Raw genomic sequence first — 25,359 nt, forward strand, 5'->3', positions numbered from 1 at the left:
CTTTTTGAGACAGCCTCTTTTTTATTGATCTTGATTTTCAGGCTAGTTAAGTTCCCGGGGGATACTTACCTGCATCTGGCTAAATCGATATTACGAATGGACTATTATGTTAAGAATTAAACTGTAATAAAAAAGTTATAGTGTCAAAGTGTAAAGTATACACCTTATTTTATATTTTAGTCTTTAATTACAAACCTAAATATGTTAAAAAGAATCTTTATTCCTGTTTTGTTATTTGCCGGCGTGCACGCTATGGCTCAGAAAGCTTTCGAACCTTATGAGCAACCCATTGAAGGGACTAATCTGACGTTCAAAATGCTGGCAATCCCTGGCGGTAGTTTTAAAATGGGAACTACAAGCGGTGGGAAAGAGGATGAAAAACCTGCACACGAGGTGAAGTTGGATCCATTTTGGATGGGCCAGTATGAAGTAACCTGGGATCTGTTTGAGCCATTTCTGTATAAAGATTATGAGATCGCAAAGAGTAAGGACGGTAAAGTATCGAAAGAGATTGATGCCGTTACGCGACCGACCAAACCTTATTTGGATATGACTTTTGGTTTTGGAAAGGAAGGGCACCCGGCCCTAGCGATGACCCATTACAATGCTATTCAATTCTGTAAGTGGCTGTATGTCCGTACCGGTGTATTTTACCGTTTACCAACAGAGGCCGAGTGGGAATATGCAGCTCGGGCAGGTTCAAAGACGACTTATTTTTTCGGTGATCAAGCAACGCCATTAGCAGATTATGCCTGGTTTAAAGATAATGCTGAACAGAAAACACATATTGTAGGACAGAAGAAACCGAATCCTTGGGGCCTTTATGATATTTATGGCAATGTTGCCGAATGGACTTATGATCAATATAAGGCCGATAGTTACAATGAAGGTAAAGGCAAGGTATTGACTAATCCTGTAGTCGTTCCGACAACCCTGTATCCACATGTTGTACGTGGTGGTGCTTTTGACAGTGGTGCCGAGGACATGCGCTCTGCAGCGCGTGGTGCCTCAGATCCCGTATGGAAACAGTTGGATCCACAAATTCCAAAAAGTAACTGGTGGTTTCCAGAAGCCCCATTCGTGGGCATGAGACTAGTCAGACCCCTCAACCCACCTAGTCACGAAGAGATTATGGCTTATTACGACAAACAGCCAATCAAAGACTTTTAATATAAAATAATCAATATAAAACTGTTATGGAAAATCTAGAAAGAAGAGATTTTATTAAAACTTCTGCTGTAGTTGCTGGAGGCGCTGTGCTGAGCTCAAGGCCTTTATCAGGTGCATATGCCGCTGGTTCGGATGTTATCAAAGTTGCCTTAGTGGGCTGTGGGGGCCGCGGAACTGGAGCTACATTTGATGCGCTAAGTTCGGGCATGAACATTAAAGTGGTGGCTCTTGCAGATGCTTTTAAAGATAATTTAGAGAGTACTTATAAAACGCTGAAGGAAAAATGGCAAGATAAGATCGATGTAAGTGACAATCACAAATTTGTGGGGTTCGATGCATATAAAGATGCAATTCAATTGGCCGATGTTGTTATTTTAGCGACTCCTCCAGGATTTAGACCAATGCATTTTGAGGAAGCGATCCGTCAAGGTAAACATGTTTTCATGGAGAAACCGGTCGCTGTTGATATCCCTGGTGTACAGCAGGTCTTACGTGTGGCTGCAGAAGCTAAACGTAAAAAATTGAATGTTGTAGTCGGTTTACAACGCCGTTATCAAACGAATTACCGTGAGGCGATCAAACGTATCCACGAGGGTGCAATCGGTGATGTTACTTCGGGACAAGTTTATTGGAACTCAGGTGGCGTATGGGTGCGTCCGCGTAAGCCAGAGCAAACTGAAATGGAGTACCAAATGCGTAACTGGTATTATTTCAACTGGTTGTGTGGCGATCATATCGTAGAGCAGCACGTACACAATATTGATATCGCCAATTGGGTGAAAGGTGCTTACCCGGTATCGATCCAAGGTACAGGTAGCAGGGCACACCGCACCGGCAAAGAGTATGGTGAAATCTATGATAATTTTGCATTAGAATTGACCTATGCCGACAACAGCGTTGTTTATAGTCAATGTAGACACTTCGAAGGTATACATAACCGTGTAGACGAGCAATTCCAGGCAACAAAAGGACGTGCTTATCTTTCTGCAGGTGGACAGGCTGTATTGTACGACTGGAAGGGAAAGGAAATCTATCGCCATGATGCGAAGGGTAATCCAAACCCGTATCAGCAAGAACATAAAGAACTATTTACGGCAATTTCGAAAGGCGAATATAAATTTGATAATGCAGAATATGGTGCTTACAGTACGTTAACAGGTATTATCGGACGTATCGCTTGTTATACCGGTAAGGTAATCAAGTGGGATGAAGCCTTGAAATCGACCATCAAATTGGGACCAGATGTACTTGCTTGGGATGCTAAACCAAAATTACTTCCGGATGCAGAAGGTTTTTACCCAGTAGCGATGCCTGGTCAAAACACCAACTTATATATTTAAGCAATTGGGCCGATGGGATTAAAGTGGAATTTGTGCCTTCTATTTTTTGCTACGATTTGTTGCATTGATGCACAGGCGCAGATACCGGCAACGAAACCCCATAAAATTCGGCTGGAGGGACCCGCGCAGGGTACCCAATTCCATATCACTTACTTCGCTTCCGACAGTCTTGTTAGGCGGTCGGAAGTTGACAGTATCTTAACGGCAATCGATTTGTCGATGTCAATTTACCGCAAAGACTCGAGGATATCCAAGTTCAATACAGATACGGTAATGTCTGTTGTGATGGATAGCCACATGGCTAAGGTGATAAATGCTTCCTTTAAATACCACAAATTATCGAAAGGTCAATTCGATATCACTATTGCCCCGTTGGTCAACCTATGGGGCTTTGGTGCTAATAAGAGCCCGGTGGCCCCGGATTCGGCGACGGTACGAAAAGCGAAGGAACTGGTGGGAATGCATTACCTGAAGGTCAGCGGCAACCGGCTGATTAAAAAGAAACAGGGGATTAAAATCGATGTTAATGGTATTGCACAGGGGTATACGGTAGACGTCTTGGCCGACTATCTCGAACGTAAGGGAATTGCCAATTATATGGTCGAGGTAGGTGGTGAAATCAGGGCTTTGGGAACTCCGCCAGGTGGGCAGGGCTTTTCCATTGGTATTGTTCAGCCCGATGGTGAAAGTGGGGAGGAATTGATGACTGCTGTTGCGCAGCTCAATGAAGGGGCGCTGACAACAGCCGGCAGTTTCGAAAAGTTTATTCAATACAAAGGGAAAAAATTGGGTCATCATATTGACCCTGTTTCGGGTTTCCCATACATGACCCATATATTGAGTGTCAGCGTCTATGCGAAGACTGCTATGGAAGCGGATGCACTGGATAATTATTTTATGGGCATGGAACCCGAACAAATTAAGACAAAGGCCAAAAAATTGAAAGGTGTGGCGGTTTTTGTCATTTTTAAAAATAAAAATCAGTCCATAGAAACGATTTATTCGGATGGATTTGGTAAATTATTTAAAAATTAATCAATTATAAATAAAATGAAGAGATCGGATTTTATTAAAGGTAGTCTTTTGGCCGCGGGGGCAGGACTAGCTGGACAGACTTTTGCGTCTACAACTCAAAATACAGCAAATACGATGGATAAAGGAAAGACATTCAATTTAAATTATGCTCCCCATCAGGGAATGTTCAAAAATCATGCAGGTGATAATTTCCTGGATGAAATTCGGTATATGTATGATTTGGGATTCCGTGGAATAGAAGATAATGGCTATTTGGGTAGAACATTGGACGAGCAGCAGAAGATCGGTGATTTATTAGCGAAGTTAGGCATGACCATGGGTGTATTTGTTGTGGATGGCGGACAAAACTGGATGCCTTCTTTAGCGACAGGAAAACAGGAGTATTTGGACAAGTTTGTCGAAACATGCAAGAAGTCTGTCGAAGCTGCCAAGCGTTGTAACGCAAAATGGCTGACTGTGGTACCGGGCTTTTATGAAAGAAAACTGCCTTGGGGTAATCAGTTCAGCAATATCCTTACTGCGATGCGTAAAGGTGCGGAGATCTTTGAACCACATGGTTTGGTGATGGTGTTGGAAACCTTAAGTGATACACCAGATTTGTTTTTGCAGCAAACGCATGAGACCTATGCTTTATGTAAGGCCGTGAATAGTCCATCCTGTAAAATTTTGTATGATATTTATCATATGCAGCGTACCGAAGGAGATTTAATTGCAAATATGAATCGTTGTTGGGATGAAATTGCGTATATTCAAATCGGCGATAATCCAGGTCGTAAAGAACCGACTACGGGCGAGATCAATTATAAAAACGTATTCAAACACATTCATAGTAAAGGATATAAGGGTATCATGGGGATGGAGCATGGTATTTCCAAGCCTGGTAAAGAGGGTGAGGATCGCTTGGTGGCGGCATATCGCGAGGTCGATAGCTTTTTGTAATATTTTAATAGTGTACTATTGACAATTAGATTTAATTTCTTAAATTGAGCAGGTAAAACCAATTAGTAGTATTGTAAAACACCATTTTTTTTATGATTTCATCAACAATAAAATTTAAACTATCCTTTATGATGTTCCTCGAATTTTTTATTTGGGGGGGATGGTTTGTCACATTAGGTACTTTCTTGAGCAAGAATTTGAATGCAACAGAATTTGAAAAGGCCAATGTATTTTCAACACAATCATTGGGAGCGATTATCGCGCCTTTTATTGTCGGAATGATTGCAGACCGTTATTTTAATGCGGAGCGTATTTTGGGTGTTTTACACTTGGTCGGTGCAGTATTAATGTATCAGATGTATAGTGCAACAGACATGTCGACATTTTATCCGTATGTTTTGGCTTATATGATACTTTACATGCCAACATTGGCTCTGACTAGTTCAGTTTCTTTTCGGCAATTGACCAATCCGGAAAAACAATTTTCAGGAATACGTATCTGGGGGACAATTGGTTGGATTGTTGCTGGTTTAGTTATTAGCTATTTTTGGGATGCAAAAGCATCTGAAGGAGCATTAAAAAATACCTTCCTATTATCGGGTGTTGCTTCTTTAGTATTGGGTATATTTTCTTTTGCATTACCTAAAACTCCACCGGTTAAACTGGACGAAAACGAAAAACCGTCCTTTGCATCAATCATTGGTCTGGATGCGATCAAATTGTTGAAAGACAAAAACTTCTTGATCTTTTTCATTTCTTCGGTATTGATCTGTATTCCATTGGCATTTTATTATTCAAATGCAAACCCTTTTCTTTCTGAGATAGGGCTGGAAAATGCTACTGGTAAAATGACAATTGGTCAGGGATCTGAGGTATTGTTCTTGTTGGCACTCCCAATTTTCTTTACAAGATTTGGCTTTAAGAAAACAATTTTGGTCGGTATGTTGGCTTGGGTAATCCGTTACCTGTTATTTGCTTATGGCAATGCAGGTGAATTGTCGTTCATGTTGTTGATCGGTATTGCATTGCACGGTATCTGTTATGACTTTTTCTTTGTTTCGGGACAAATTTATACGGACAGCAAAGCAGGTGTTAAATACAAATCTGCAGCACAGGGCTTGATCACGCTGGCAACATATGGTGTTGGACAGTTGATCGGTTTCTGGGTAGCGGGTTACGTCGGAGACAAATACAAAGCAATGAAAGCAACAGACCTAGCAGGATTCTGGAATCATACCTGGGTTGTACCTGCAATTATCGCAGCTGTTGTATTTTTTATCTTTTTAGCTTTATTTAAGGACGAAAAGATCGACAGTACAAATGCTGCACACTAAACAGAAAAAATAACTATTTAAAAACAAATAATTAGAAGAGAGATGGCAACAAATACTTATGACGCAATTGTAATCGGTTCGGGGATAAGTGGTGGATGGGCTGCGAAAGAATTGACAGAGAAAGGGCTGAAAACAATTATGCTGGAGCGTGGTCGTAACATTGAACACATTAAGGATTACACTGCGCCAAATAAAAATCCATGGGAATGGCCTCATGCTGGCGGTCGTACACAAAAAATGATCGAAGAATATCCGGTTTTGCGTAGAGATTATCCGTTGAATGAGAAGAACCTGGATTTTTGGGTAAATGAAAAGGAGAGTCCATATACAGAGGTAAAACGTTTTGACTGGTACCGTGGGTATCATGTTGGTGGACGTTCTTTAATGTGGGGGAGACAATCTTATCGTTTGGGCGATTTGGATTTTGAAGCTAACTTAAAAGATGGCCACGGTGTGGATTGGCCGATTCGTTATAAGGATATTGCCCCTTGGTATAGTTATGCTGAAAAATTTGCGGGTATCTCCGGAAATAGAGATGGTGTACCATCTTTGCCAGATGGAGATTACATGCCAGCAATGGCGATGAACATTGTTGAAAAAGACCTGGCTGAGCGTTTGAAAAAGCAATATGGTGGTCAACGTCATTTCATCATGGGTAGAACAGCCAACATTACTGTTCCGCATCATGATCGTGTAAATTGTCAATATCAAAATCAATGTTGGTTGGGTTGTAATTTTGGTGCTTATTTCAGTACGCAATCGGCAACTCTTCCTGCAGCACGTAAAACAAACAATCTAACTTTACGTCCTTTTTCTATCGTAACAAAGATTATCTACGATAAAAACACGAAAAAGGCAAAAGGTGTTGAAATTGTTGATGCTGAAACAAACCAAACGTATGAGTTTTTCGCTAAAGTAATTTTTGTTTGTGCATCTGCATTGAACTCGACTTGGGTGTTAATGAACTCAGCTACAGATGTTTGGGAAGGCGGTCTGGGTAGCAGCAGCGGTGAATTGGGCCACAATTTGATGGATCACCATTTCCGTTGTGGTGCCGGAGGTAAAATAGATGGATATTTGGATAGCTATGTATATGGTCGTAGACCAACAGGCTTGTATGTGCCACGTTTTGTAAATGTAGAAGGTGATACCAAAAAACGTGACTATGTACGTGGATTTGGTTACCAGGGTGCTGCAGGTCGTGGACGTTGGTCTGGTGCTGTTGCCGAGATGGAAGTTGGTGGTGCATGGAAAGATGCGATCTGTGAGCCAGGTGACTGGACTGTTGGTTTTACTGCTTTCGGAGAAACCTTGCCATATCACGAAAATAAAATTACACTTGACAAGAGCAAAAAAGATAAATGGGGCTTACCTGTATTATCATTTGACGCTGAGATCAAGGATAATGAATTGAAGATGCGTGGCGACATGCAAAATGAAATGAAGGAAATGTTGGAAAGCATTGGCGTAAAAGATACCTATACGTACGATAACGTATATGGTTTGGGCCAAGGTATCCACGAAATGGGAACTGCCCGCATGGGACGTGATCCAAAAACTTCGGTATTAAATGGTAACAACCAAGTTTGGGATGCATTGAATGTTTTCGTAACGGACGGTGCTTGTATGACTTCTGCAGGTTGTGTCAACCCTTCATTGACGTATATGGCACTTACTGCTCGTGCGGTTGATTTCGCAGTGAGCGAATTGAAAAAAGGTAACATCTAATAGCTAAAGATTGATAACAATGGAAAATAACTCAAATAAGACGAGTAGAAGAGGTTTTATAAAGAGCGCGGCAACAGCTGCTGCGGCTTTTATGATCGTCCCTCGCCATGTATTGGGCGGAAATGGCTTTACAGCTCCAAGTGACAAATTACAAGTAGCAGGTATTGGTGTAGGGGGTAAAGGTTTTAGTGACATCAATGCATTCCATGATTCAGGAAAAGCAGATCTTGCTTTCTTGTGTGATGTGGACGACCGTCGTGCAGCTGGTGCGTTGAAACGTTACCCGAAAGCAAAGTATTACAAAGACTACCGTGAGATGTTGGATAAGGAGCACAAACGTATAGAAGCCGTTTCTGTATCAACTCCAGATCATCAACATGCGATTCAGGCACTTGCAGCTATGCAATTGGGTAAACACGTGTACGTTCAAAAACCGTTGACTCACGATGTATGGGAAGCGAGAGCATTGACGCATGCAGCTAAAAAATATAAAGTGGTTACCCAGATGGGAAATCAAGGTGCATCGAATGATGGACCACGTTTTGTGCGTGAATGGTACGAAGCAGGTCTGATCGGTGATGTACATACGGTGTATTGTTGGACAGATCGTCCGGTATGGCCTTCAGGTATTGCATGGCCTACAGGCAAGGCCGAAGTTCCAAAAGAATTAGATTGGGACCTTTGGTTAGGTACAGCGCCTTATAAAGAGTATGTGGATAAATTGGTGCCTTTCAACTGGCGCGGCTGGTGGGATTATGGTACCGGTGCATTGGGCGATATGGGCTGTCACTTGTTGGAAGTTCCTTTCAGTACCTTGGGATTGACCTACGTACAGGATGTACAGGCAACTGTAGGATCGGTGTATGTGGATGAATTCAAACGTGGATATTTCCCTGAAAGCTGCCCTCCATCGAGCCATGCGACATTAACATTCCCTAAAACACCACGTACCAATGGTCCGGTGACTTTACATTGGATGGATGGTGGTATTCAGCCTGCTCGCCCGGATGAATTAGGTCCAAACGAAATTTTTGGTGATGGTGGTAACGGTATCTTACTTGTAGGTACAAAAGGTAAAATCCTTGCGGATACCTACGGCCAGAATGCACGCTTGTTGCCGACTTCAAGAAAAGAGCAGGTGGCACAGAAATATGCCCGTGTACCAGGACAAGAAGGTGGACACTACGCACAATGGGTTGAAGCTTGTCAGGCTGGATACGGCAAGAAAGAAGTAAGTTCACCTTTTGAAATAGCAGGTCCGTTGACAGAAGCTTTATTAATGGCTAACCTGGCAATCAGAGGTGCTGATTTACGTATTGATGGTAAATACCCTGGACGTAACCTGAAATTGTTGTGGGATAACGATAACATGCGTGTCACCAACTTTGACAACGTCAATCAATATGTAAAACGTAATTACAGACAAGGTTGGGAAATGAAATATAATTTCTAAAATTAAGATATTTAGTAGTATGAATAGAAGAGAAGCATTACAACGAGTTGCCTTAATTTTAGGAGGTACCGTTATCGGCGCTAATTTATTTTTGGAAGGTTGTACACGCTCAGCAACCAAAGATGTGCAAGCATTATTTGAAGCGAAGACAACTGATTTATTAGGTGACTTTGCTGAAGCAATCTTACCAGCTACCGCAACTCCGGGTGCGAAAGAAGCAGGGGTAGGAAGTTTTATCCCAGTCATGGTTCGCGATTGTTATACGGAGAAGCAACAAAAGGCATTTTTAACTGGTTTTGCGAGCTTAGATGATAAGGCAAAAGAGGTGAAAGGAAAACCATTCCTGGAGCTTTCTGCGGAAGACAGAACGGCTGTTGCAGCTGCTTTGGATAAAGAAGCAAACGAGTTTAATAAAAAGCAAGCTGAAGATCAAAAGGATATTCTGGAGAAGAATAAAGAAAAACAAAATCAATTGTACAATTATGTTGAGAACGATCCACCACATTGGTTTACGATGTTCAAACAATTGACATTGACTGGTTTCTTTAACTCGGAGCTGGGTTGTACAAAAGCGTTGCGTTTTGTGAAGATTCCGGGAAAATTTGATGGTAACCTTCCTTACAAAAAAGGCGATAAGGCATTTGCATAAACGATGCACTATGTAAGATAAAAAGGGAGGCCCGTAGCCTCCCTTTTTTTGTCGTTTCGCGTTTTTATTTTGTTTCCCCTTTTTATTTTGTTTCTATGGCCAGCGCAAAATGAATGCGCTGCTGTTTGGTCACTGTCATAAAGTAACCCTGATCTGTCGCATCACCATTAATATCTACGGTATCATTATAGCGTAATTCGCGCAGGTAATTCATCTCTAATGATTTGATTTGATTGGTCAATACAAGCTCAATGGGCAACCTGTCCATACACCAGTCCAGGTATTTTACATTGTTGGCGTGATTGACAATATCCAGATCCGAGAGCTTAACACAATATTCATCAAGATTTTTGACTGTTTGGGAAATATCCAATTTTGAAAATGGCCGTTGTGTTGCGGGACGTTCCGGATAGGTGGTAAAATTTTCGGTGGAAATCGCGAGTGTTTCAGAGCTCCGCTTCACGGTATTGATGACAGCCCAATAACTGGTTGCCGTAACATAGATCTGTCCATTGACGGTAATTTCGAAATTCCGTGTTGAGCGTGCGCCCTCTAATTCCTGTATCCAAGTTTTAACCTTGACGATGTCCATCCATTTGGGCAATCGTGCAATCTCTATACGTATGCGGCTAAGTACCCAAGTTTGGTTATGTTTGGCCATTTCTTTAAAACCGAATCCCACAGCATTGGCGTGTTCTCCCGCGGTAAGCTGCAGAATATTGGATAAATCGGAGAAACGAATACGGCCATTAGAATAGCATTGCGTGAAATAAATTTCCCACTCTTTTTCAAAAACAGATTTTTCCATTTACATATTTTTTTGATCAAAAATAGGTAATATGAATGATTTGGGCTATAAATTCAAAATGAAATGACACTATATTTAGATATCTCGTTATAAATGCCTGTTGGACCTGCCGGTGACCCTCAAAGGGGAGTAGTGTGTCCAAAGTACAATCGTTTTTTTATTGTAAAATAAATGATAGTTTTCAAGGATTTAATTGATTTTTATCATGGGAATCGGTAGATTTAAATAAGCCAATGGCAGAAAGAGATAAAATAAGATTGGCTTTAAAGCGTTATAAGAGTAGCATAGCGCAAAACAATAATTTACACATTAAATGCTAGTATTATGGTTGGAGAACTAATAGCTAAAGAGGAAATTCCTCAATTTAAATTTATCCCGGCGAGTGAAGATAAGACAGCGACTTTTATGGATAAATTGAAAGGGGCACTTCGGTTGGGAAATGAGTTTAAATCCAAAACTGAAATCGCCTTTGAGACTGATTCCGGACCAAAGCGTATCGAGACCACCGTATGGTCGTTAACCGATAGATATATTCAGATTAAAAGTGGCGTGTTAATACCACTGAAATCTATTATAGCAATAGACTATTAAATAGACAAACGAAAGGCTCCTCATTTAGTTAAGGAGCCTTTCGCTTTTTAAGAATAGATGCTGCTGAAAAGCGCTTCAAAATCCTGTCCCTTCATGAAGAGGACCTCATGCTGAAAGAAATTTCTAGTATGTTTCGCCTGTCAATTCTTTTAGCCTTATTTCGGATACCTTTGCATCATATTGTGCTGTATAGCTCCGAGTCATTACATTGATGTAGTTTAACTGCGCTGTTCTTACTTCCAAAGTTGTGATGGTACCGATACGGAATTTATCCATGGTGATGTTTAAATTTTCTTTTGCCAGCTCCTCGTTTTTCCGTTCTACATGAGCCAGTTCCATATTGGTGATGTAGGTTTGGAACAGCGTTCTGACCTGTGCCTGAATATCTTGTTTTTGTTGTTGTATCTGCAGCTCAGAACCTTTAATCTGAAATTTAGCGATCCGTTCGTTTCTATTTTGAAGAAATCCATTGAAAATATTAAGGGAAGCCGATATACCGTAGGTAAGACCTCTATTTTTATTTTCTGTCGAGAAACCGAGGGAGGAGTGGGATTCGTTCCAGTTGTAACCACTGTTTAATCCAATTTTGGGATAACGTTCGGCCTTAACTGCTTTTAAGTTGAGTTCGGCCACCCGATTGTTGATGATGGCGAGCTGGATTTGTGGATTTTGGCGATCGGCAATTTCGATCAGATTACCAAGTTTAAGATCCGTATCAAGTTTCATTTCATCTTCAACCTGAAAATCTAGGCTCAAGTCGCGTGTCATCAGCTGATTGAGGTAAGTCTTGGTATTTTTGAAGCTTTCCTGCTGTCTGAGTAAGTTTGTCTGATCGGTATTTAAATCGACTTTCGCATTCAGGAGATCCAGCTTGGAGCCTTTTCCGATCTCCAGGCGATTTTCGGCCAGCGTGACGCGGTATCTCGATAAGGTAATGGTGGTATCCAGTGCGTTTATCAGGCGCTTTTGCTGCACCAGATTGTAATAGGTTGCCATGACTTCGCTGAGCTGGGTGATCACTTGATATTTGATCTCCGCTTCCCCTTGGCGTTGTATTTCTTTGAAGCGATCGCGACGGGCAAACATACCCAATCCATCGAATATCGTCCAGTTTAGGTTGACTCCATAAGACATGTTGTCGTTTTTTGCATTGGAGATCTGCTGTATTTGACCATCTGCTCTGACCTGTCTGGAGTTCTGGATGGAGTTGCTTCTGTTGAACGTTCCAGTTACTGCTGGAAGCATACCGGCGCTTCCTAAACTGGTATTCTCCATATCAATGTTATTGTCATTTTTAGCCAGGAGAATATTGAAGTTATTGCTCAACGTGGTTTTCAGTGCATCTTCCAAAGTCAGTACTTCTTGCGCCCGAGCTTGAAACATGATGGAGTAAAGTAATACTAATAGGATGAAATTTCTCTTCATGTCTTTATTATTCGTAGCTTTTAATGTTATCAAATTCAGGTCTATGCTTTTTTTGTCTTGACCACATGTAATAGATCGCCGGGATAATGAATAAGGTTAGGATAAGGGAGAATATTGTACCGCCAACGATCACAACCCCCATACCAATTCTGCTGGTCGAAGCAGCTCCAAGTGACATGGCGATCGGTAATGCACCCAAGGCGATGGCTAAACTTGTCATTAGGATCGGTCTGAGGCGTGATTCGGCAGAGTGCATAATTGCCTCAAATTTTTCCATCCCTTCTTCACGCATTTGGTTGGCAAACTCAACAATCAGGATACCATTTTTGGTCACGAGACCGATAAGCATAATTGTTCCAATTTGACTGAATATATTCCAGGTTTGATCAAATAGCCATAGACTTATTAGTGCACCGGCAACGGCCATAGGCACCGTAAGGATAATGATAAATGGGTCGAGGAAGCTCTCAAATTGGGCTGCCAAGATTAGATATATAAGCAATAAAGCAAGACCAAAAGCAAATAAGGTATTGGAGCTACTTTCAACGAAGTCACGTGATTCACCACTAAGGTCAGTGGTGAAGCTCTGGTCGAGTACCTTTTCTTTTATGCGATCCATTGCTGCAATTCCGTCGCTCATGCTCATGCCTGGCGCCAAGCCAGCTGAAACTGTAGCCGACATGTACCGGTTATTGTGGTAGAGTTGTGGTGGGCTGCTTTCTTCCCTGACGCTTACGACGTTATCTAACTGGATAAGCTGACCGATGTTATTACGTACATAAATTGAAGCAAGGTCTGTCGGCGTAGCTCTACGGTCGTTTTCAACTTGGCCAATGACCTGATATTGTTTGCCATCACGCATAAAATAGGCGAAACGTTGACCGCTTAACAACAATTGGAGGGACTGTGAAACGTCAAGTACGGAAACACCCAGACTAAGTGCTTTCAGACGATCAATTTCGACATGCAGTTCGGGCTTGTTGAACTTCAGGTTGATATCCGTTGTCGAGAATGCTGGATCGCTGTTGACCTCATTCATAAATTCGGGAATCTTTTCCTGAAGTTTTTCAAAATTCTGTGCTTGGATAATGTACTGAACAGGTAATCCACCTCTTCGATTCATGGATATCGTTGGCGTTTGAGAAACATTTACGCGTACGGCATCGTATTGTTTTGTCCATTTAGTGAGCTCCTTGGCAATATCGTCCTGTGATTTTTTGCGCTCACCAGGATCAACCAAAGTCATCCGTATACGTCCGGAGTTGACTGAGCTCGCGCCGAAACCCGGAGAGGTAATGTTTAAACTGATTTTGTTTTCAGGAATGGAGTCGTAGACCAATTTGTCCAATTCCTGCATGTAGCGATCCATGTATTCATAGGTGGCACCTTCAGGACCTGTTACATTGACGGAGATGTTACTTCTGTCATCATAAGGCGCTGTTTCCTTTTTAATGGAGGAGAAAAGGATACCAATAATGATAAAACATAGGATCAGAATTGGAAAGCTTATCCATTTGAATTTCATAAATTTTTCCAGAGCCTTGGCATAACCTTTATTCATTTTGACAAACATGGGTTCTGTCCAATCGTAAAACTTCGTCTTTTTGTGGCCACCACCTTTGATCAGATAAGCGTTGAGCATCGGTGTAAGGGTGAGGGAAACAAATGCCGAAACCAATACGGCCGAGGCGATGACGACACCAAATTCCCGGAACAGCCTTCCCACAAAGCCCTGAAGAAATATAACCGGTAAAAATACCGCTGCAAGTGTAATTGAAATGGAAATAACAGCGAAGAATATTTCCTTAGACCCTTTTAGCGCGGCTTCAATTGGAGACATTCCTTCTTCAACTTTCTTGAAGATATTTTCGGTAACAACGATCCCGTCGTCGACGACAAGCCCCGTCGCGAGTACAATAGCGAGTAGCGTCAGTACATTGATGGAAAAACCAAAAATATACATAATAAAGAATGTCGCAATCAAGGATACCGGAATATCCAATAACGGACGTAACGCTATGCCCCAGTCGCGAAAGAAAAAATAAATAATTAGAGTGACCAGTATGATCGAAATCAGGAGTGTCTCGGCGACTTCTTCAACTGATTTTTTGATGAATGTCGTATTATCAGAAGCGATGTTGAGTATAATATCCTGCGGCAGATCTTCTTTGATCTGATCGAGCATTTTATAAAAATTGTTGGCAATATCAAGGTAATTTGTCCCCGGTTGCGGAATAATGGCAATACCGACCAGCTGTTTACCATTACTCACCATTTTTGTTTCGAGATTCTCAGCGTCTATTTCGGCCCGACCAATATCGGTAAACTTGACGATACGGCTGCTGTCGGCTTTTAGAATGATGTTGTTGAATTGCTCGGGGGTAGACAGATTGCCTATAGTTTTTACGGTGAGCTCGGTTGTGTTTCCGACAATTTTTCCCGAAGGTAATTCAACATTCTGATTATTTAATGCTGTACGAATATCTGAAGCCGTGATACCATAGGCAGCCATACGGTCGGGATTGAGCCATAGCCGCATGGCGTAACGTTTTTGGCCATAGATCTGTGTGCTGCTGACGCCGGGGATGGTTTGTAACCTTTCAGAAATCACATTTTCGGCGTAGTCGCTCAGCGACAGTTTGTCGCGTGTCTCACTTTGCAATGTCAACGTAATAATGGGATCGGAATCCGCATCGGCTTTGGATACCACCGGTGGAGCATCAATATCCTGTGGTAGGCTTCGGACGGCTTGGGATACTTTATCCCGGACATCATTTGCGGCTTCCTCCAGGTTCTTTTTTAAATCAAACTCGATGGTAATATTGCTGGATCCCTGGTTACTCGAAGAAGAGATGTTACGAATACCATCGATCGAGTTTATGGCCTTCTCTAGTGGCTCGGTAATCTGAGATTCAATGATATCAGGATTGGCACCGGCATAATTTGTTCTGACAGAAACAATGGCGGGGTCAATGGAGGGGTATTCGCGTACGCCCAGAAAACTAAAACCAATATAGCCAAACAAGATGATGGTAATATTGACGACAATAGTTAAAACAGGGCGTTTAATAAAAACTGCAGATAAATTCATGTACAACTAGTTAGCTAATGATACCTTAACTTTTGCTCCATCTTTTAAAGACAGAACGCCCGTGGTTAAAACGGTGTCGCCGGCACTGATGCCAGATAGAATAACGATGTCCTTGTCGGTACGTGCACCTGTTTCAACCTTCACTTCCTTGGCGAGGCCGTGCTGTAGTACAAAGACCTTCTTTCCGTCCTGTACGGGAACAATAGCTTCTGTAGGAATGGATATCGCATCGTTTTCCACTTCGATCGGCACAATAACGTTAACAAAGGATCCGACTTTCAATTTGCCCTGATCGTTCGTCGCTCTGGCGCGGACAGTGAGTGTTCTGGTGTTAAGTGATACTTGTGGTTCAATAGCGTAAATGTTTGCTGTAATGATCGTTGGGTCGTTGGCTACACTGAACTCAATGGGCATATTTATTTTAACTATATTGCTGTATTTTTCGGGCACTGCAAAAGTAACTTTGACAAGATTGTCCTTCACTAAATTTGTAATCAGGGTACTGGATGAGACAATGGCACCTACGGAAATGTTCCGAAGTCCAATCATGCCACTAAAAGGGGCGCGGATGGTTGTTTTGGATATTTGTGCCTGAATCAACTGGATCTGTGCTAAGGAGGTTTTTAAGGCTGCACTGGCAATATCAAACTCTTCCTGACTGATTGCTCCTTTTTGCAACAGCAGTTTGGCCCGACGTTCATTTTCGGCATTCAGCTGATTTGTTGTTTGCGCTTGTCTTAATTGTGCCTGCAGCTCAATATCATCGATCTTGATCAAGGGCTCGCCCTGTTTGATGCGCTGTCCTTCAGAGAAATAGATTTTGGTGATTCGACCACTTACTTCACTTCTGATTTCAACCTGCTCTTCTGCGTCAATGCTTCCCGAGAGATTAATGGATCTATCGGCGACGGAAGATTTGGCAATGATAGCCTGTGCGGGGACGGGCATATCTTTTTTTCCATTGGGCTTATCAGCTTCTTTTTTATCTTTTTTAGCAGTTATCAGAAAGTATCCACCTCCAAACACAGCACAGGCCAAAAGGAGGTAAATGATCGATTTTTTATTCATACGATATAGTCTCTTATGTACTTTTTACATTTAACAGGTAAATATAGGTTTATTATTATGCCGATATCAGTTGTCAAAAGGATTTTACAATACCACGAAAACTTTGCAAATGGACAGCGAAATGGACGAGCGCGAATGGTTGGAAATAAAAAAAGCTAGAAATAACTTTCTAGCTTCCTGTTTACTATTTCTTTGATTTTGCTTTTGGTTGGACTTCTTTTGGAGCCTCTTGTTTTACTTCCGCCTTGATTGCAGTTTTCGATACATGTGGTCTTCTTTTTCCAAAAGAACCATTCGATATTTTTCCTCTTCTGGTCTTGATGTCACCTTTTCCCATAGTGTGAAATATTTTGGTTTTAACAAATTTTATTAATTACCTAAATATACCACATTCTTTTTAGATATTCAATTTGTTCATTTTTAAATGATTGGAAAAATACGTTTTTGAACAGTTATGGTGAAATTTTGGTTAATGGTGTCGAAAAATAAATTATTGACCGGCTTGTTTTCGGCGACCAAATAGGGGATCTCTACTATTTTGTTCTTTAACTTGAGACGGTAGTAGCCGTATAATAAACCTTTGGTCGTTTGAATTGATTCGATTTTCTGAACGGCTTCTATGTCCTTAAACATGTTAAAAGCATAATTTTCTCCTTTGAGCTGTTCAATAAAAACTTCATTGGTTTTGGCATTGTACCAGATTTGCTGGCTTTTGAGCTTACTAAAGTGGTTGTTGAACAGAAAAAGATAACCCAGCAGGAAAAAGGCAATCGGAAGCAGGAACAGGACAATTTTTATCTTCATGAACAGCAAGACGGTGATCAAAATGAGGACAACCCCCATCATGGCGTTGGAAACGCTCTTCTTTAGATTTGCCTGGATGACCGGAGATGAAGCTTCAATCAACTGAAAACCTGATTTCAAATTTCTGGACATATCCTCGGTAAACCCAAATAGATTGAATTTTTTGCGTATCATCAGATAAGCAATAAGAATAATAAGTCCAATGATCAAAAACCGCATATTTTTCTAATATTGTTCGTCTTCGTTCGGATACTGTACCGCTTTTACTTCGGCCACATAATGAGCTACTGCAGTTGTGATCTGTTCGTGCAAATTAGCGAAATGACGCATAAATTTTGGTTTGAAATCAGCATTCATACCCAGCATATCGTTAACCACAAGGACTTGTCCATCGCAATCCGGTCCAGCTCCAATACCAACTGTCGGAATCACCAATTTTTCGGTAACTGTTTTAGCTAATTTTGCAGGTATCTTTTCCAAAACAATGGCAAAACAGCCCGCCTCCTGTAAAGCGAGGGCATCGTCTATTAATTTAGCGGCTTCTTGTTCTTCTTTCGCCCGCACACCAAAATTTCCAAATTTATTGATGGATTGGGGAGTCAAGCCCAGGTGTCCACATACAGGGATGCCTCCGGCAATGATTTTTTTGATGTTTTCGATGATTTCAAGACCTCCTTCTAGTTTCAATGCGTGCGCTCCTGATTCTTTCATCATGCGTACAGCTGCATTGTAAGCCTCATTGGCGGAGCCCTGATAAGATCCAAATGGCAAATCTGCCAATACCATGGCACGTTCGGTACCTCTAGCAACGGCAGCGGCATGGTAGATCATATTATCTAGGGTGATAGGCAAGGTAGTTTCGTAGCCAGCGAATACGTTAGCAGCAGAATCTCCAATTAAAATAACGTCAACACCGGCTTGATCGACCATTTTGGCCATGGAGTAATCATAGCTTGTAAGCATAGAAATCTTTTCCTGACGTTCTTTCATAGCTTGCAGCATTGCTGTGCTTACTCGTTTCATTTCTTTGTTTACAGACATCTTAACTTATATTGTGTGTTCAAAAGTAAGCTTTTTATCATACATTGACCAATATTCTGCCTTGTGTTTTGTATTTTTGCAGAATGATACAAAATGAGACTCGTCTATTTAAATTCCCCAAATTTTCAGAATTAATCATCCATGAGGATGAAAATTTGATCGTTATCAATAAACCGCCGTTTGTCGCTTCGTTAGATGAACGTGAGGGAGGGGAGGTCAATATTCTTCGTTTGGCGAAGAAATATCATCCTGATGCACAGGTGTGCCACCGCCTGGATAAAGAGACCTCGGGTATTTTACTAATTGCAAAAAATCCAGAAACATACCGTACAATCTCCATTGCATTTGAAAAAAGAAAAGTGAATAAGGTTTATCATGCGGTCATAGGAGGTACACATACTTTTCAGGACTTGCTTGTCGATTTACCCATCTTGAACCAGGGCAATAAAAACGTATCTATTGACCGTGCAAACGGTAAACCGGCCGAGACCATCTTCAATTCGATCAAATACTATAAGAATTATACTTTGGTGGAATGTAAACCTATTACAGGACGTATGCACCAAATCCGTATTCACCTCGCGACACAACATGCCGCTATCGTGGGGGATGATATGTATCGCGGTAAACCTGTGTATTTGTCCCAAATTAAGAAAAGGGGATATACATTGTCCAAAGATGAAGAGGAGCAGCCTATTATGAAACGTTTTGCGCTCCATTCAAAACAGGTTGAATTTGAGTTGAATGGAGTTAAGATGGCTTTTGAGGCACCTTATCCAAAGGATTTTGCGACCTTATTGAAGCTGTTGGATAAGTTCGATGCTTAATACCGGGATTGCCTAATGAGTCCAAAGACAAGAAACATCATCGGAAACGTTGTATTTGTACTGCTCATCGGTTTGTTGATCTGGCCAACAAGTAGAAGTTATTTTCAGCAATTTTTAATGAAACTGGGTTTTTTCAACCCTAAACTGGAGCTTGTTTCAGCCACTAAAGAATCCGACAGGCGGGCTCCAGAGACTTCATTGAATCATGTCTCCTTTGTCAATTCGCGGGGAGAAACAATCGAGGTGGCGGATCTGAAGGGAAAAGTGGTCTTTATTAATTTTTGGGCAACCTGGTGTGCTCCCTGTCGTGCCGAAATGCCTTCGATCAATGTACTCTATGAGCGGTATAAAGATGACCCAAATATGGTGTTTTTAATTGTGGAGATTGAAGGCGACAGGGCTAAGGCTGAGGCTTTCATGAAAGAACAGCAGTTGACCCTGCCAATTAGTTTTCCAAATAGTGATATTCCAAAAGAATGGCTCTCGGGACCGATTCCATCAACGGTGATATTGGACAAAGCGGGTAAGATCGCGACACGGCATGAAGGTATGGCGGATTATTCAAGTCCGGATGTAGGCAAATTTATGCAAGATTTAATCAATAATAATTTTTAAGATCTCTAAATATAGTATGACAAGAGCAGAACTTATTCATCAAATAAAAGCGAAACGCTCATTTCTATGTGTCGGACTCGATACAGACCTCACCAAAATCCCGGAGCATCTTTTAGATGATGAGGATCCGATCTATAGCTTTAATAAGGCTATCATAGATGCAACAGCTGATTTATGTGTTGCCTATAAGCCTAATATTGCGTTTTATGAATGTTATGGCATTAAAGGCTGGCAGTCGCTTCAAAAAACCTGGGCTGCGTTGCCAAAGGATTGTTTCAGTATTGCTGACGCAAAAAGGGGCGATATCGGTAATACGTCGGGACGTTATGCGATGGCATTTTTTGATGAAAAGACGTCTGGACTTGGATTTGATAGTATTACTATCGCACCTTATATGGGGAAGGACTCGGTGACACCATTTTTGGATTTTAACGATAAATGGGCAATCGTACTTGCGTTGACATCGAATGAAGGTAGCCTGGACTTTCAAAATTTTGAAAACAAAGAAGGATTGCAATTGTTCGAACAGGTGATCGATAAAGTCAATACTTGGGGTACACCTGACAATTTGATGTATGTGGTCGGAGCAACACGTGGGGAGGGCTTTATTAAAATTAGAGAACATGCACCAGATCATTTTTTATTGGTTCCAGGAGTGGGGGCACAAGGCGGCTCGCTTGAAGATGTTTGTAAATTTGGTATGAACAAAGATTGCGGGCTTTTAGTAAACAGCACAAGGGGAATTATCTATGCCTCAAACGGACGTGATTTCGCTGAAAGGGCACGGGAGGAAGCGCTGATTCTACAGAAAGAAATGGAAGTAGAACTATTAAAAGCAGGCATTATTTCCTGATTTGACATTTAATAATTCATTCGTAATACTTACCTTTGCAGCATGCCAGAAAAAATTATAATTCTAGACTTCGGGTCTCAATACACACAGTTAATCGCTAGACGTGTCAGAGAACTAAATGTGTATTGTGAGATACACCCGTTCAATAAATTGCCAGATTTTGACGATACCGTAAAAGGTGTTATCTTTTCGGGAAGTCCTTATTCTGTTAGACAAGAAGATGCACCGCAAATTGATTTTGTTGCTATTCAGGATCGTTTCCCACTTTTAGGAGTTTGTTACGGAGCGCAATACATTGCTCAAAAATCAGGAGGTGAAGTGTTGCCATCTGAAATTCGTGAATATGGTCGTGCAAATCTGCAGTTTGTCAATAGCGAGAATGAATTATTGGCAGGAGTACCCATTCAATCGCAGGTATGGATGTCACATGGAGACACCATCAAAGAAGTTCCTGCAAATTTTGATATTATTGCAAGTACGGATAAAGTGCGCGTTGCAGCTTATCAAGTAAAAGGCACCCGTACCTATGGTATACAATTCCATCCGGAAGTAACACACAGTACAGATGGTGCTATCTTATTAAAAAACTTTGTTGTAAACATTTGTGGTTGTGCACAGGATTGGACACCAGACGCATTTGTTGAAACAACAGTATCCGCTTTGAAAGAACAATTGGGTGACGATCACGTTATCATGGCTTTGTCAGGGGGCGTAGATTCGACAGTAGCAGCGGTATTGTTGCACCAAGCAATTGGAAAAAATTTACATTGTATTTTCGTAGATCATGGTCTGCTTCGTAAAGATGAATACGAGCAGGTATTGGATTCTTACAAAAATATGGGGTTAAATATTAAAGGAATAAATGCCAAAGATTTATTTTATGGTAGATTAGCTGGGATCTCTGAACCAGAAGAGAAACGCAAAATCATTGGTAATTCATTTATTGATGTTTTTGATGAAGCTGCAAAAGAAATCCAAAAGGAATTACCTGAGGGAATTGAAGCGAAATGGTTGGGACAAGGCACAATTTACCCCGATATTATCGAGTCGGTTTCAGTGAAAGGACCTTCAGCAACAATCAAATCACACCATAACGTTGGTGGTTTACCTGATTTTATGAAATTGAAAGTCGTAGAACCACTTAAAACGTTGTTTAAAGATGAAGTAAGAAGAGTAGGAAAAGCTTTAGAAGTGGATCAGGCAATTTTAGGCAGACATCCCTTCCCTGGACCAGGTTTGGCAATTCGTATTTTAGGTGATATTACGCCTGAGCGTGTACGTATTGTACAAGAGGCTGATGCGATCTTTATCAATAACCTGAAGGAAGCTGGCTGGTACGATAAAGTATGGCAAGCTGGTACAATTTTCTTGCCAGTGCGTTCTGTAGGCGTGATGGGTGACGAGCGTACTTACGAGCATGTTGTTAGCTTACGTGCAGTTGGTTCTCTTGATGGAATGACTGCGGATTGGATACATTTACCATATGACCTGTTGGCAAAAATTTCAAATGAAATTATCAACCATGTGAAAGGAATAAACAGAGTTGTATATGATATCAGTTCAAAACCGCCCGCTACAATTGAGTGGGAATAAAATATGGGTTGCGGCACTTGTAGCATTATGCCTTGCAAGCTGTACAACCAAAAAAAGCACAGTATTGCGTTCGCCTTCCTCTGGTCAAGGCGAACAGCAAACTGCTGTGACTAAACCGGCCGTTGACAAAGAGACGACGATTGCCAAAGTGGGCGATGTGCAAAATGTCAATGGGCACGCCGTGAAGAATAATCGAATAGCACTACTATTGCCATTTGAGTTAAGTGGTATTGCCGGTACAATTACAAAAGAAGATGTGGAGCGTTCTTCCCTGGCACTTGATTTTTATCAGGGGTTTCAGTTGGGCCTTGACAAAATTGCCAAAGAGGGCGCTTTATTTGATTTACAAGTAATTGATTCTCGAGACAATGTTGCCTATAATGCGACCTTGGGGACAGCGGTCAATGTGAAGGATGCCGTACTTGTGGTGGGCCCGGTGTATCCACGTGAGATAAAAAGCTTTGGGCAAACATTTGCAAATAAGAATGTGCTGCAAGTTTCTCCCTTGGCGGCCACTATGGCTTCTGAATTTAGCTTACCTAATTTGGTTTCCATAACACCTTCTATTCGAACACATTCCGAGACATTGGCGAAATATGTTGCTGATCAATACTATACGGGTGATCAAATATTAGTATACGATGCCGGTGACGATGAAAGCAAACAGTTTCTAGTTAATTTTGTTAGCGAAATTTCAAAAGCCAATGCACAGGCAAAAGTGAAAACGGTTTATAATCTTGCTGAACTGGATAATAGTCTTGTCTTGACCGGTTCAAATCATATTGTAAGTGGTACAGCCAATAAGAATCTTGTTAAAGCTTTATTGGATAAGATGGACGAACGCTTTTTGAATCCAGGTAATCAATTTAAGTTGTATGGACATCCAAACATGGCTAAGCTTTCGTATGAGAATTTCGAAAATATGGATTTTTATGGACTTACTATTACTTCTTCCAACTTGGTGAATGAGAGTGATAGTGATACCCGTAAATTTATTGGAAATTATAAATCGGCTTATAAAGTGGACCCGTCTGAATTTTCTTATAAAGGTTATGACGCGGCGTTGTATTTCGGTCGATTGATCCACAAATATGGCGTAGATTATGTTAGCCGAATGACGCAGGATAAGTTTTCGGGATTGAATAGCGATTACAAATTTGAATTTTATCCAAAATGGGGCTATGCCAATAGAGCTTTGGGTATGATGGTTTATCACAACAAAAAATTTGAAAGAAAATAATCTTTGAATGGCGGAATTCAGTGAAAGACGTGTTCATCAGCAAATACGTAATTTTGAGCGGGCAATGGATGGTTTTGAAGCGGATCAACCCTTTTCGCGTTATTTGACTACTTTTTTTAAGCTGAATAAGCAAATGGGATCATCCGATCGCAAGGCTACTTCCCGTTTATGTTATAATTATTTTCGTCTGGGAACGGCAGCTTCGCAGCTGTCACAACAGCGTAGATTGGTGCTTGCGGAATTCCTGTGTGAACACGAAAGCCCCTTGGTGGCTCTTTTTGAGCCTTCGTACAGCGATAAGATCCATCTACCACTGAAGGACAAAATTGCATTTCTGGAATCAGAAGGCGTTTTTAACCTGAATGACCTCTTTCCATTTACGGATCATATTTCTGATGAGATCGACATGGTACAATTTTTAGAGAGCCAGTTGATACAGCCTTATTTATATATTCGGGTGAAACGCGGAAAGACAAAAGTCGTGTGTGCTATTTTGGATAACAATCAGATTCCTTATTCCATGATTGGCGATCAGACTATTGCCTTGAATAATGGAACATCCTTGCAGCGATTTGATACGCTGGATGGAATGATAGAAGTGCAGGATCTTTCTTCACAGCGCACGTTGGATTATATGGATCCAGCTGAAAAGGAATCCTGGTGGGATGCGTGCGCAGCTTCAGGTGGCAAATCTCTCTTATTGATGGACGCTTGTCCGACTGTCAATCTTTTGGTATCCGATGTTCGCATGAGTATTCTCCGAAATCTCGATGAACGTTTTGACCGTGCTGGAATCAAGCATTACCGAAAAAAAATACTTGATCTTACTAAGGATACCTTTGCGCTTCTTGGGAGCGAAAGATTTGATGGGGTGTTATTGGATGCGCCTTGTACAGGATCGGGGACTTGGGGGCGTACACCAGAAATGATTAGACAGTTTCGGGCTGCTAAGATTGGCGAATTCAATGCACTACAAAAAAATATTGCAAGTAATGTAGTAGGACATGTTAAAGTGGGCAAGCCTTTGATTTATATAACCTGCTCCATTTTTAAAGCGGAAAATGAAGATGTTGTCAATTACATTGTGGATAATTTTGGTTTTGAAATCGAACGCATGGACTATTTGAAAGGTTATGAAGAGAAAGCGGATAGTATGTTTGTGGCGCGATTGATTAAAAGGTAATTTTCAGAAGCAATAAAAGCAAAAGGCTATTTTTTCATTGGAAAAAATAGCCTTTTATATGTAGAAATCATTTAGTATCAGTCACATTTACTGGGAATAACGAGCACAGGGCAAGTTGATTTGCGAATGACTGACTCGGATACGGAACCAGAAATGAAATGGTCAAAGCCAGTCCGTCCATTGGTCCCCATAATAATAAGATCGGCGGACCACTCGTGGGATGCCGCCAGAATTTCTTCTTTAATGGATCCGATTCGATTAAAAAGATAAACTTCGCCTGCACCTGTAAACTCGCGGCTTATTTTCTCAAGGTATTTTTGTGCATTATCCTGTTCCATTTCCGATACTTCCGGAACAATGATAGGTTGCTGACCTAATAGTGGATCCGCGCCAAAGTTGGCCGGAGAAGTAGGGGGAACAACAGTGACAAGCGCTATGGAGGCTCCAAATACTGCGGCCATTTCTTTGGCATATAGTATCGCCTTCTCTGAGCATGGTTCGTCGTCGACAGCGACGAGTATCCTTTTGAATTTTGAGTTTGTATTGTCCATTTCTACTATAAATAATTTATC

General features: G+C 41.3%; 23 protein-coding genes. 15 read left to right on the forward strand and 8 right to left on the reverse strand.

Going from position 1 to position 25,359, the window contains the following annotated elements:
• Nucleotides 1-201 precede the first annotated feature (201 nt).
• The 8 genes from B4Z90_RS09825 (at nucleotide 202) to B4Z90_RS09860 (ending at nucleotide 9,648) form a co-directional block, all read left to right on the forward strand.
• Nucleotides 202-1,170: a formylglycine-generating enzyme family protein gene (locus tag B4Z90_RS09825; protein ID WP_070561140.1), complete on the forward strand. Its 969-nt coding sequence runs from the start codon at nucleotides 202-204 to the stop codon at nucleotides 1,168-1,170.
• A gap of 26 nt (nucleotides 1,171-1,196) precedes the next feature.
• Nucleotides 1,197-2,510: a Gfo/Idh/MocA family oxidoreductase gene (locus B4Z90_RS09830; RefSeq protein WP_112376353.1), complete on the forward strand. Its 1,314-nt coding sequence runs from the start codon at nucleotides 1,197-1,199 to the stop codon at nucleotides 2,508-2,510.
• A gap of 12 nt (nucleotides 2,511-2,522) precedes the next feature.
• A complete protein-coding gene (locus B4Z90_RS09835) occupies nucleotides 2,523-3,545 on the forward strand; it encodes an FAD:protein FMN transferase (RefSeq protein ID WP_070561138.1) in 1,023 nt (340 codons plus the stop codon).
• A 15-nt stretch (nucleotides 3,546-3,560) separates the two neighbouring features.
• On the forward strand, nucleotides 3,561-4,484 hold the full coding sequence (locus B4Z90_RS09840; RefSeq protein ID WP_070561137.1) for a hydroxypyruvate isomerase family protein: 924 nt from the start codon (nucleotides 3,561-3,563) through the stop codon (nucleotides 4,482-4,484).
• Nucleotides 4,485-4,579: 95 nt separating this feature from the next.
• On the forward strand, nucleotides 4,580-5,818 hold the full coding sequence (locus B4Z90_RS09845) for a nucleoside permease (protein ID WP_070561211.1): 1,239 nt from the start codon (nucleotides 4,580-4,582) through the stop codon (nucleotides 5,816-5,818).
• Between the two features lie 42 nt (nucleotides 5,819-5,860).
• Nucleotides 5,861-7,546 carry a GMC oxidoreductase gene (locus B4Z90_RS09850; RefSeq protein ID WP_070561136.1) on the forward strand — a complete coding sequence of 562 codons (1,686 nt, stop codon included), beginning with the start codon at nucleotides 5,861-5,863 and terminating at the stop codon, nucleotides 7,544-7,546.
• Nucleotides 7,547-7,565: 19 nt separating this feature from the next.
• Complete coding sequence (locus B4Z90_RS09855) at nucleotides 7,566-8,999, forward strand: Gfo/Idh/MocA family protein (protein ID WP_070561135.1); 1,434 nt, start codon at nucleotides 7,566-7,568, stop codon at nucleotides 8,997-8,999.
• 19 nt (nucleotides 9,000-9,018) lie between these two features.
• Complete coding sequence (locus B4Z90_RS09860; RefSeq protein WP_286802100.1) at nucleotides 9,019-9,648, forward strand: gluconate 2-dehydrogenase subunit 3 family protein; 630 nt, start codon at nucleotides 9,019-9,021, stop codon at nucleotides 9,646-9,648.
• 82 nt (nucleotides 9,649-9,730) lie between these two features.
• Here the strand turns inward: B4Z90_RS09860 and B4Z90_RS09865 are convergent, their stop codons facing one another.
• Nucleotides 9,731-10,456 (reverse strand): acyl-[acyl-carrier-protein] thioesterase, encoded by a 726-nt coding sequence (locus B4Z90_RS09865; protein WP_286802101.1) that lies wholly within the window; start codon nucleotides 10,454-10,456, stop codon nucleotides 9,731-9,733.
• 324 nt (nucleotides 10,457-10,780) lie between these two features.
• Here B4Z90_RS09865 and B4Z90_RS09870 point away from each other — a divergent pair, with 324 nt between their 5' ends.
• Nucleotides 10,781-11,047 carry a hypothetical protein gene (locus B4Z90_RS09870; protein ID WP_172462508.1) on the forward strand — a complete coding sequence of 89 codons (267 nt, stop codon included), beginning with the start codon at nucleotides 10,781-10,783 and terminating at the stop codon, nucleotides 11,045-11,047.
• Between the two features lie 123 nt (nucleotides 11,048-11,170).
• Here B4Z90_RS09870 and B4Z90_RS09875 read toward each other — a convergent pair whose 3' ends face one another.
• The 6 genes from B4Z90_RS09875 to panB form a co-directional block, all read right to left on the reverse strand.
• Nucleotides 11,171-12,472, reverse strand: a complete 1,302-nt coding sequence (locus B4Z90_RS09875; protein WP_070561132.1) for a TolC family protein — start codon at nucleotides 12,470-12,472, stop codon at nucleotides 11,171-11,173.
• Nucleotides 12,473-12,479: 7 nt separating this feature from the next.
• The gene (locus tag B4Z90_RS09880; protein WP_204991110.1) at nucleotides 12,480-15,563 is read right to left on the reverse strand and encodes an efflux RND transporter permease subunit; all 3,084 of its coding nucleotides are present in this window, start codon (nucleotides 15,561-15,563) and stop codon (nucleotides 12,480-12,482) included.
• 6 nt (nucleotides 15,564-15,569) lie between these two features.
• Entirely contained in the window at nucleotides 15,570-16,631 is a 1,062-nt protein-coding gene (locus B4Z90_RS09885) for an efflux RND transporter periplasmic adaptor subunit (protein ID WP_070561130.1), read from the reverse strand.
• 184 nt (nucleotides 16,632-16,815) lie between these two features.
• Nucleotides 16,816-16,968, reverse strand: a complete 153-nt coding sequence (locus B4Z90_RS09890; RefSeq protein ID WP_070561129.1) for a 30S ribosomal protein THX — start codon at nucleotides 16,966-16,968, stop codon at nucleotides 16,816-16,818.
• Nucleotides 16,969-17,051: 83 nt separating this feature from the next.
• Nucleotides 17,052-17,654: a hypothetical protein gene (locus B4Z90_RS09895; protein WP_112376355.1), complete on the reverse strand. Its 603-nt coding sequence runs from the start codon at nucleotides 17,652-17,654 to the stop codon at nucleotides 17,052-17,054.
• 6 nt (nucleotides 17,655-17,660) lie between these two features.
• Nucleotides 17,661-18,476, reverse strand: coding sequence for a 3-methyl-2-oxobutanoate hydroxymethyltransferase (panB, locus tag B4Z90_RS09900; RefSeq protein WP_070561127.1), 816 nt, complete (start codon nucleotides 18,474-18,476; stop codon nucleotides 17,661-17,663).
• An 83-nt stretch (nucleotides 18,477-18,559) separates the two neighbouring features.
• Here panB and B4Z90_RS09905 point away from each other — a divergent pair, with 83 nt between their 5' ends.
• From B4Z90_RS09905 to B4Z90_RS09930, 6 genes are read left to right on the forward strand one after another with little or no spacing between them, the layout of a single operon-like run.
• Nucleotides 18,560-19,303, forward strand: coding sequence for an RluA family pseudouridine synthase (locus tag B4Z90_RS09905; RefSeq protein ID WP_204991111.1), 744 nt, complete (start codon nucleotides 18,560-18,562; stop codon nucleotides 19,301-19,303).
• 15 nt (nucleotides 19,304-19,318) lie between these two features.
• A complete protein-coding gene (locus B4Z90_RS09910) occupies nucleotides 19,319-19,918 on the forward strand; it encodes a TlpA family protein disulfide reductase (RefSeq protein WP_204991112.1) in 600 nt (199 codons plus the stop codon).
• A 16-nt stretch (nucleotides 19,919-19,934) separates the two neighbouring features.
• Nucleotides 19,935-20,771 (forward strand): orotidine-5'-phosphate decarboxylase, encoded by an 837-nt coding sequence (pyrF, locus tag B4Z90_RS09915; protein WP_112376356.1) that lies wholly within the window; start codon nucleotides 19,935-19,937, stop codon nucleotides 20,769-20,771.
• A 42-nt stretch (nucleotides 20,772-20,813) separates the two neighbouring features.
• A complete protein-coding gene (guaA, locus tag B4Z90_RS09920) occupies nucleotides 20,814-22,364 on the forward strand; it encodes a glutamine-hydrolyzing GMP synthase (RefSeq protein ID WP_046672899.1) in 1,551 nt (516 codons plus the stop codon).
• Complete coding sequence (locus tag B4Z90_RS09925) at nucleotides 22,321-23,604, forward strand: ABC transporter substrate-binding protein (protein WP_083295756.1); 1,284 nt, start codon at nucleotides 22,321-22,323, stop codon at nucleotides 23,602-23,604. The genes guaA and B4Z90_RS09925 overlap by 44 nt, the downstream gene beginning before the upstream one ends.
• 7 nt (nucleotides 23,605-23,611) lie before the next feature.
• Nucleotides 23,612-24,787 (forward strand): RsmB/NOP family class I SAM-dependent RNA methyltransferase, encoded by a 1,176-nt coding sequence (locus tag B4Z90_RS09930; protein ID WP_070561123.1) that lies wholly within the window; start codon nucleotides 23,612-23,614, stop codon nucleotides 24,785-24,787.
• A gap of 77 nt (nucleotides 24,788-24,864) precedes the next feature.
• On the opposite strand, the gene B4Z90_RS09935 is transcribed toward B4Z90_RS09930, so the two are convergent.
• Complete coding sequence (locus tag B4Z90_RS09935) at nucleotides 24,865-25,338, reverse strand: universal stress protein (RefSeq protein WP_046672897.1); 474 nt, start codon at nucleotides 25,336-25,338, stop codon at nucleotides 24,865-24,867.
• Between the last annotated feature and the right edge of the window lie 21 nt (nucleotides 25,339-25,359).

Source organism: Sphingobacterium sp. UBA5639, from assembly GCF_002421245.1.
GTDB lineage: Bacteria > Bacteroidota > Bacteroidia > Sphingobacteriales > Sphingobacteriaceae > Sphingobacterium > Sphingobacterium multivorum.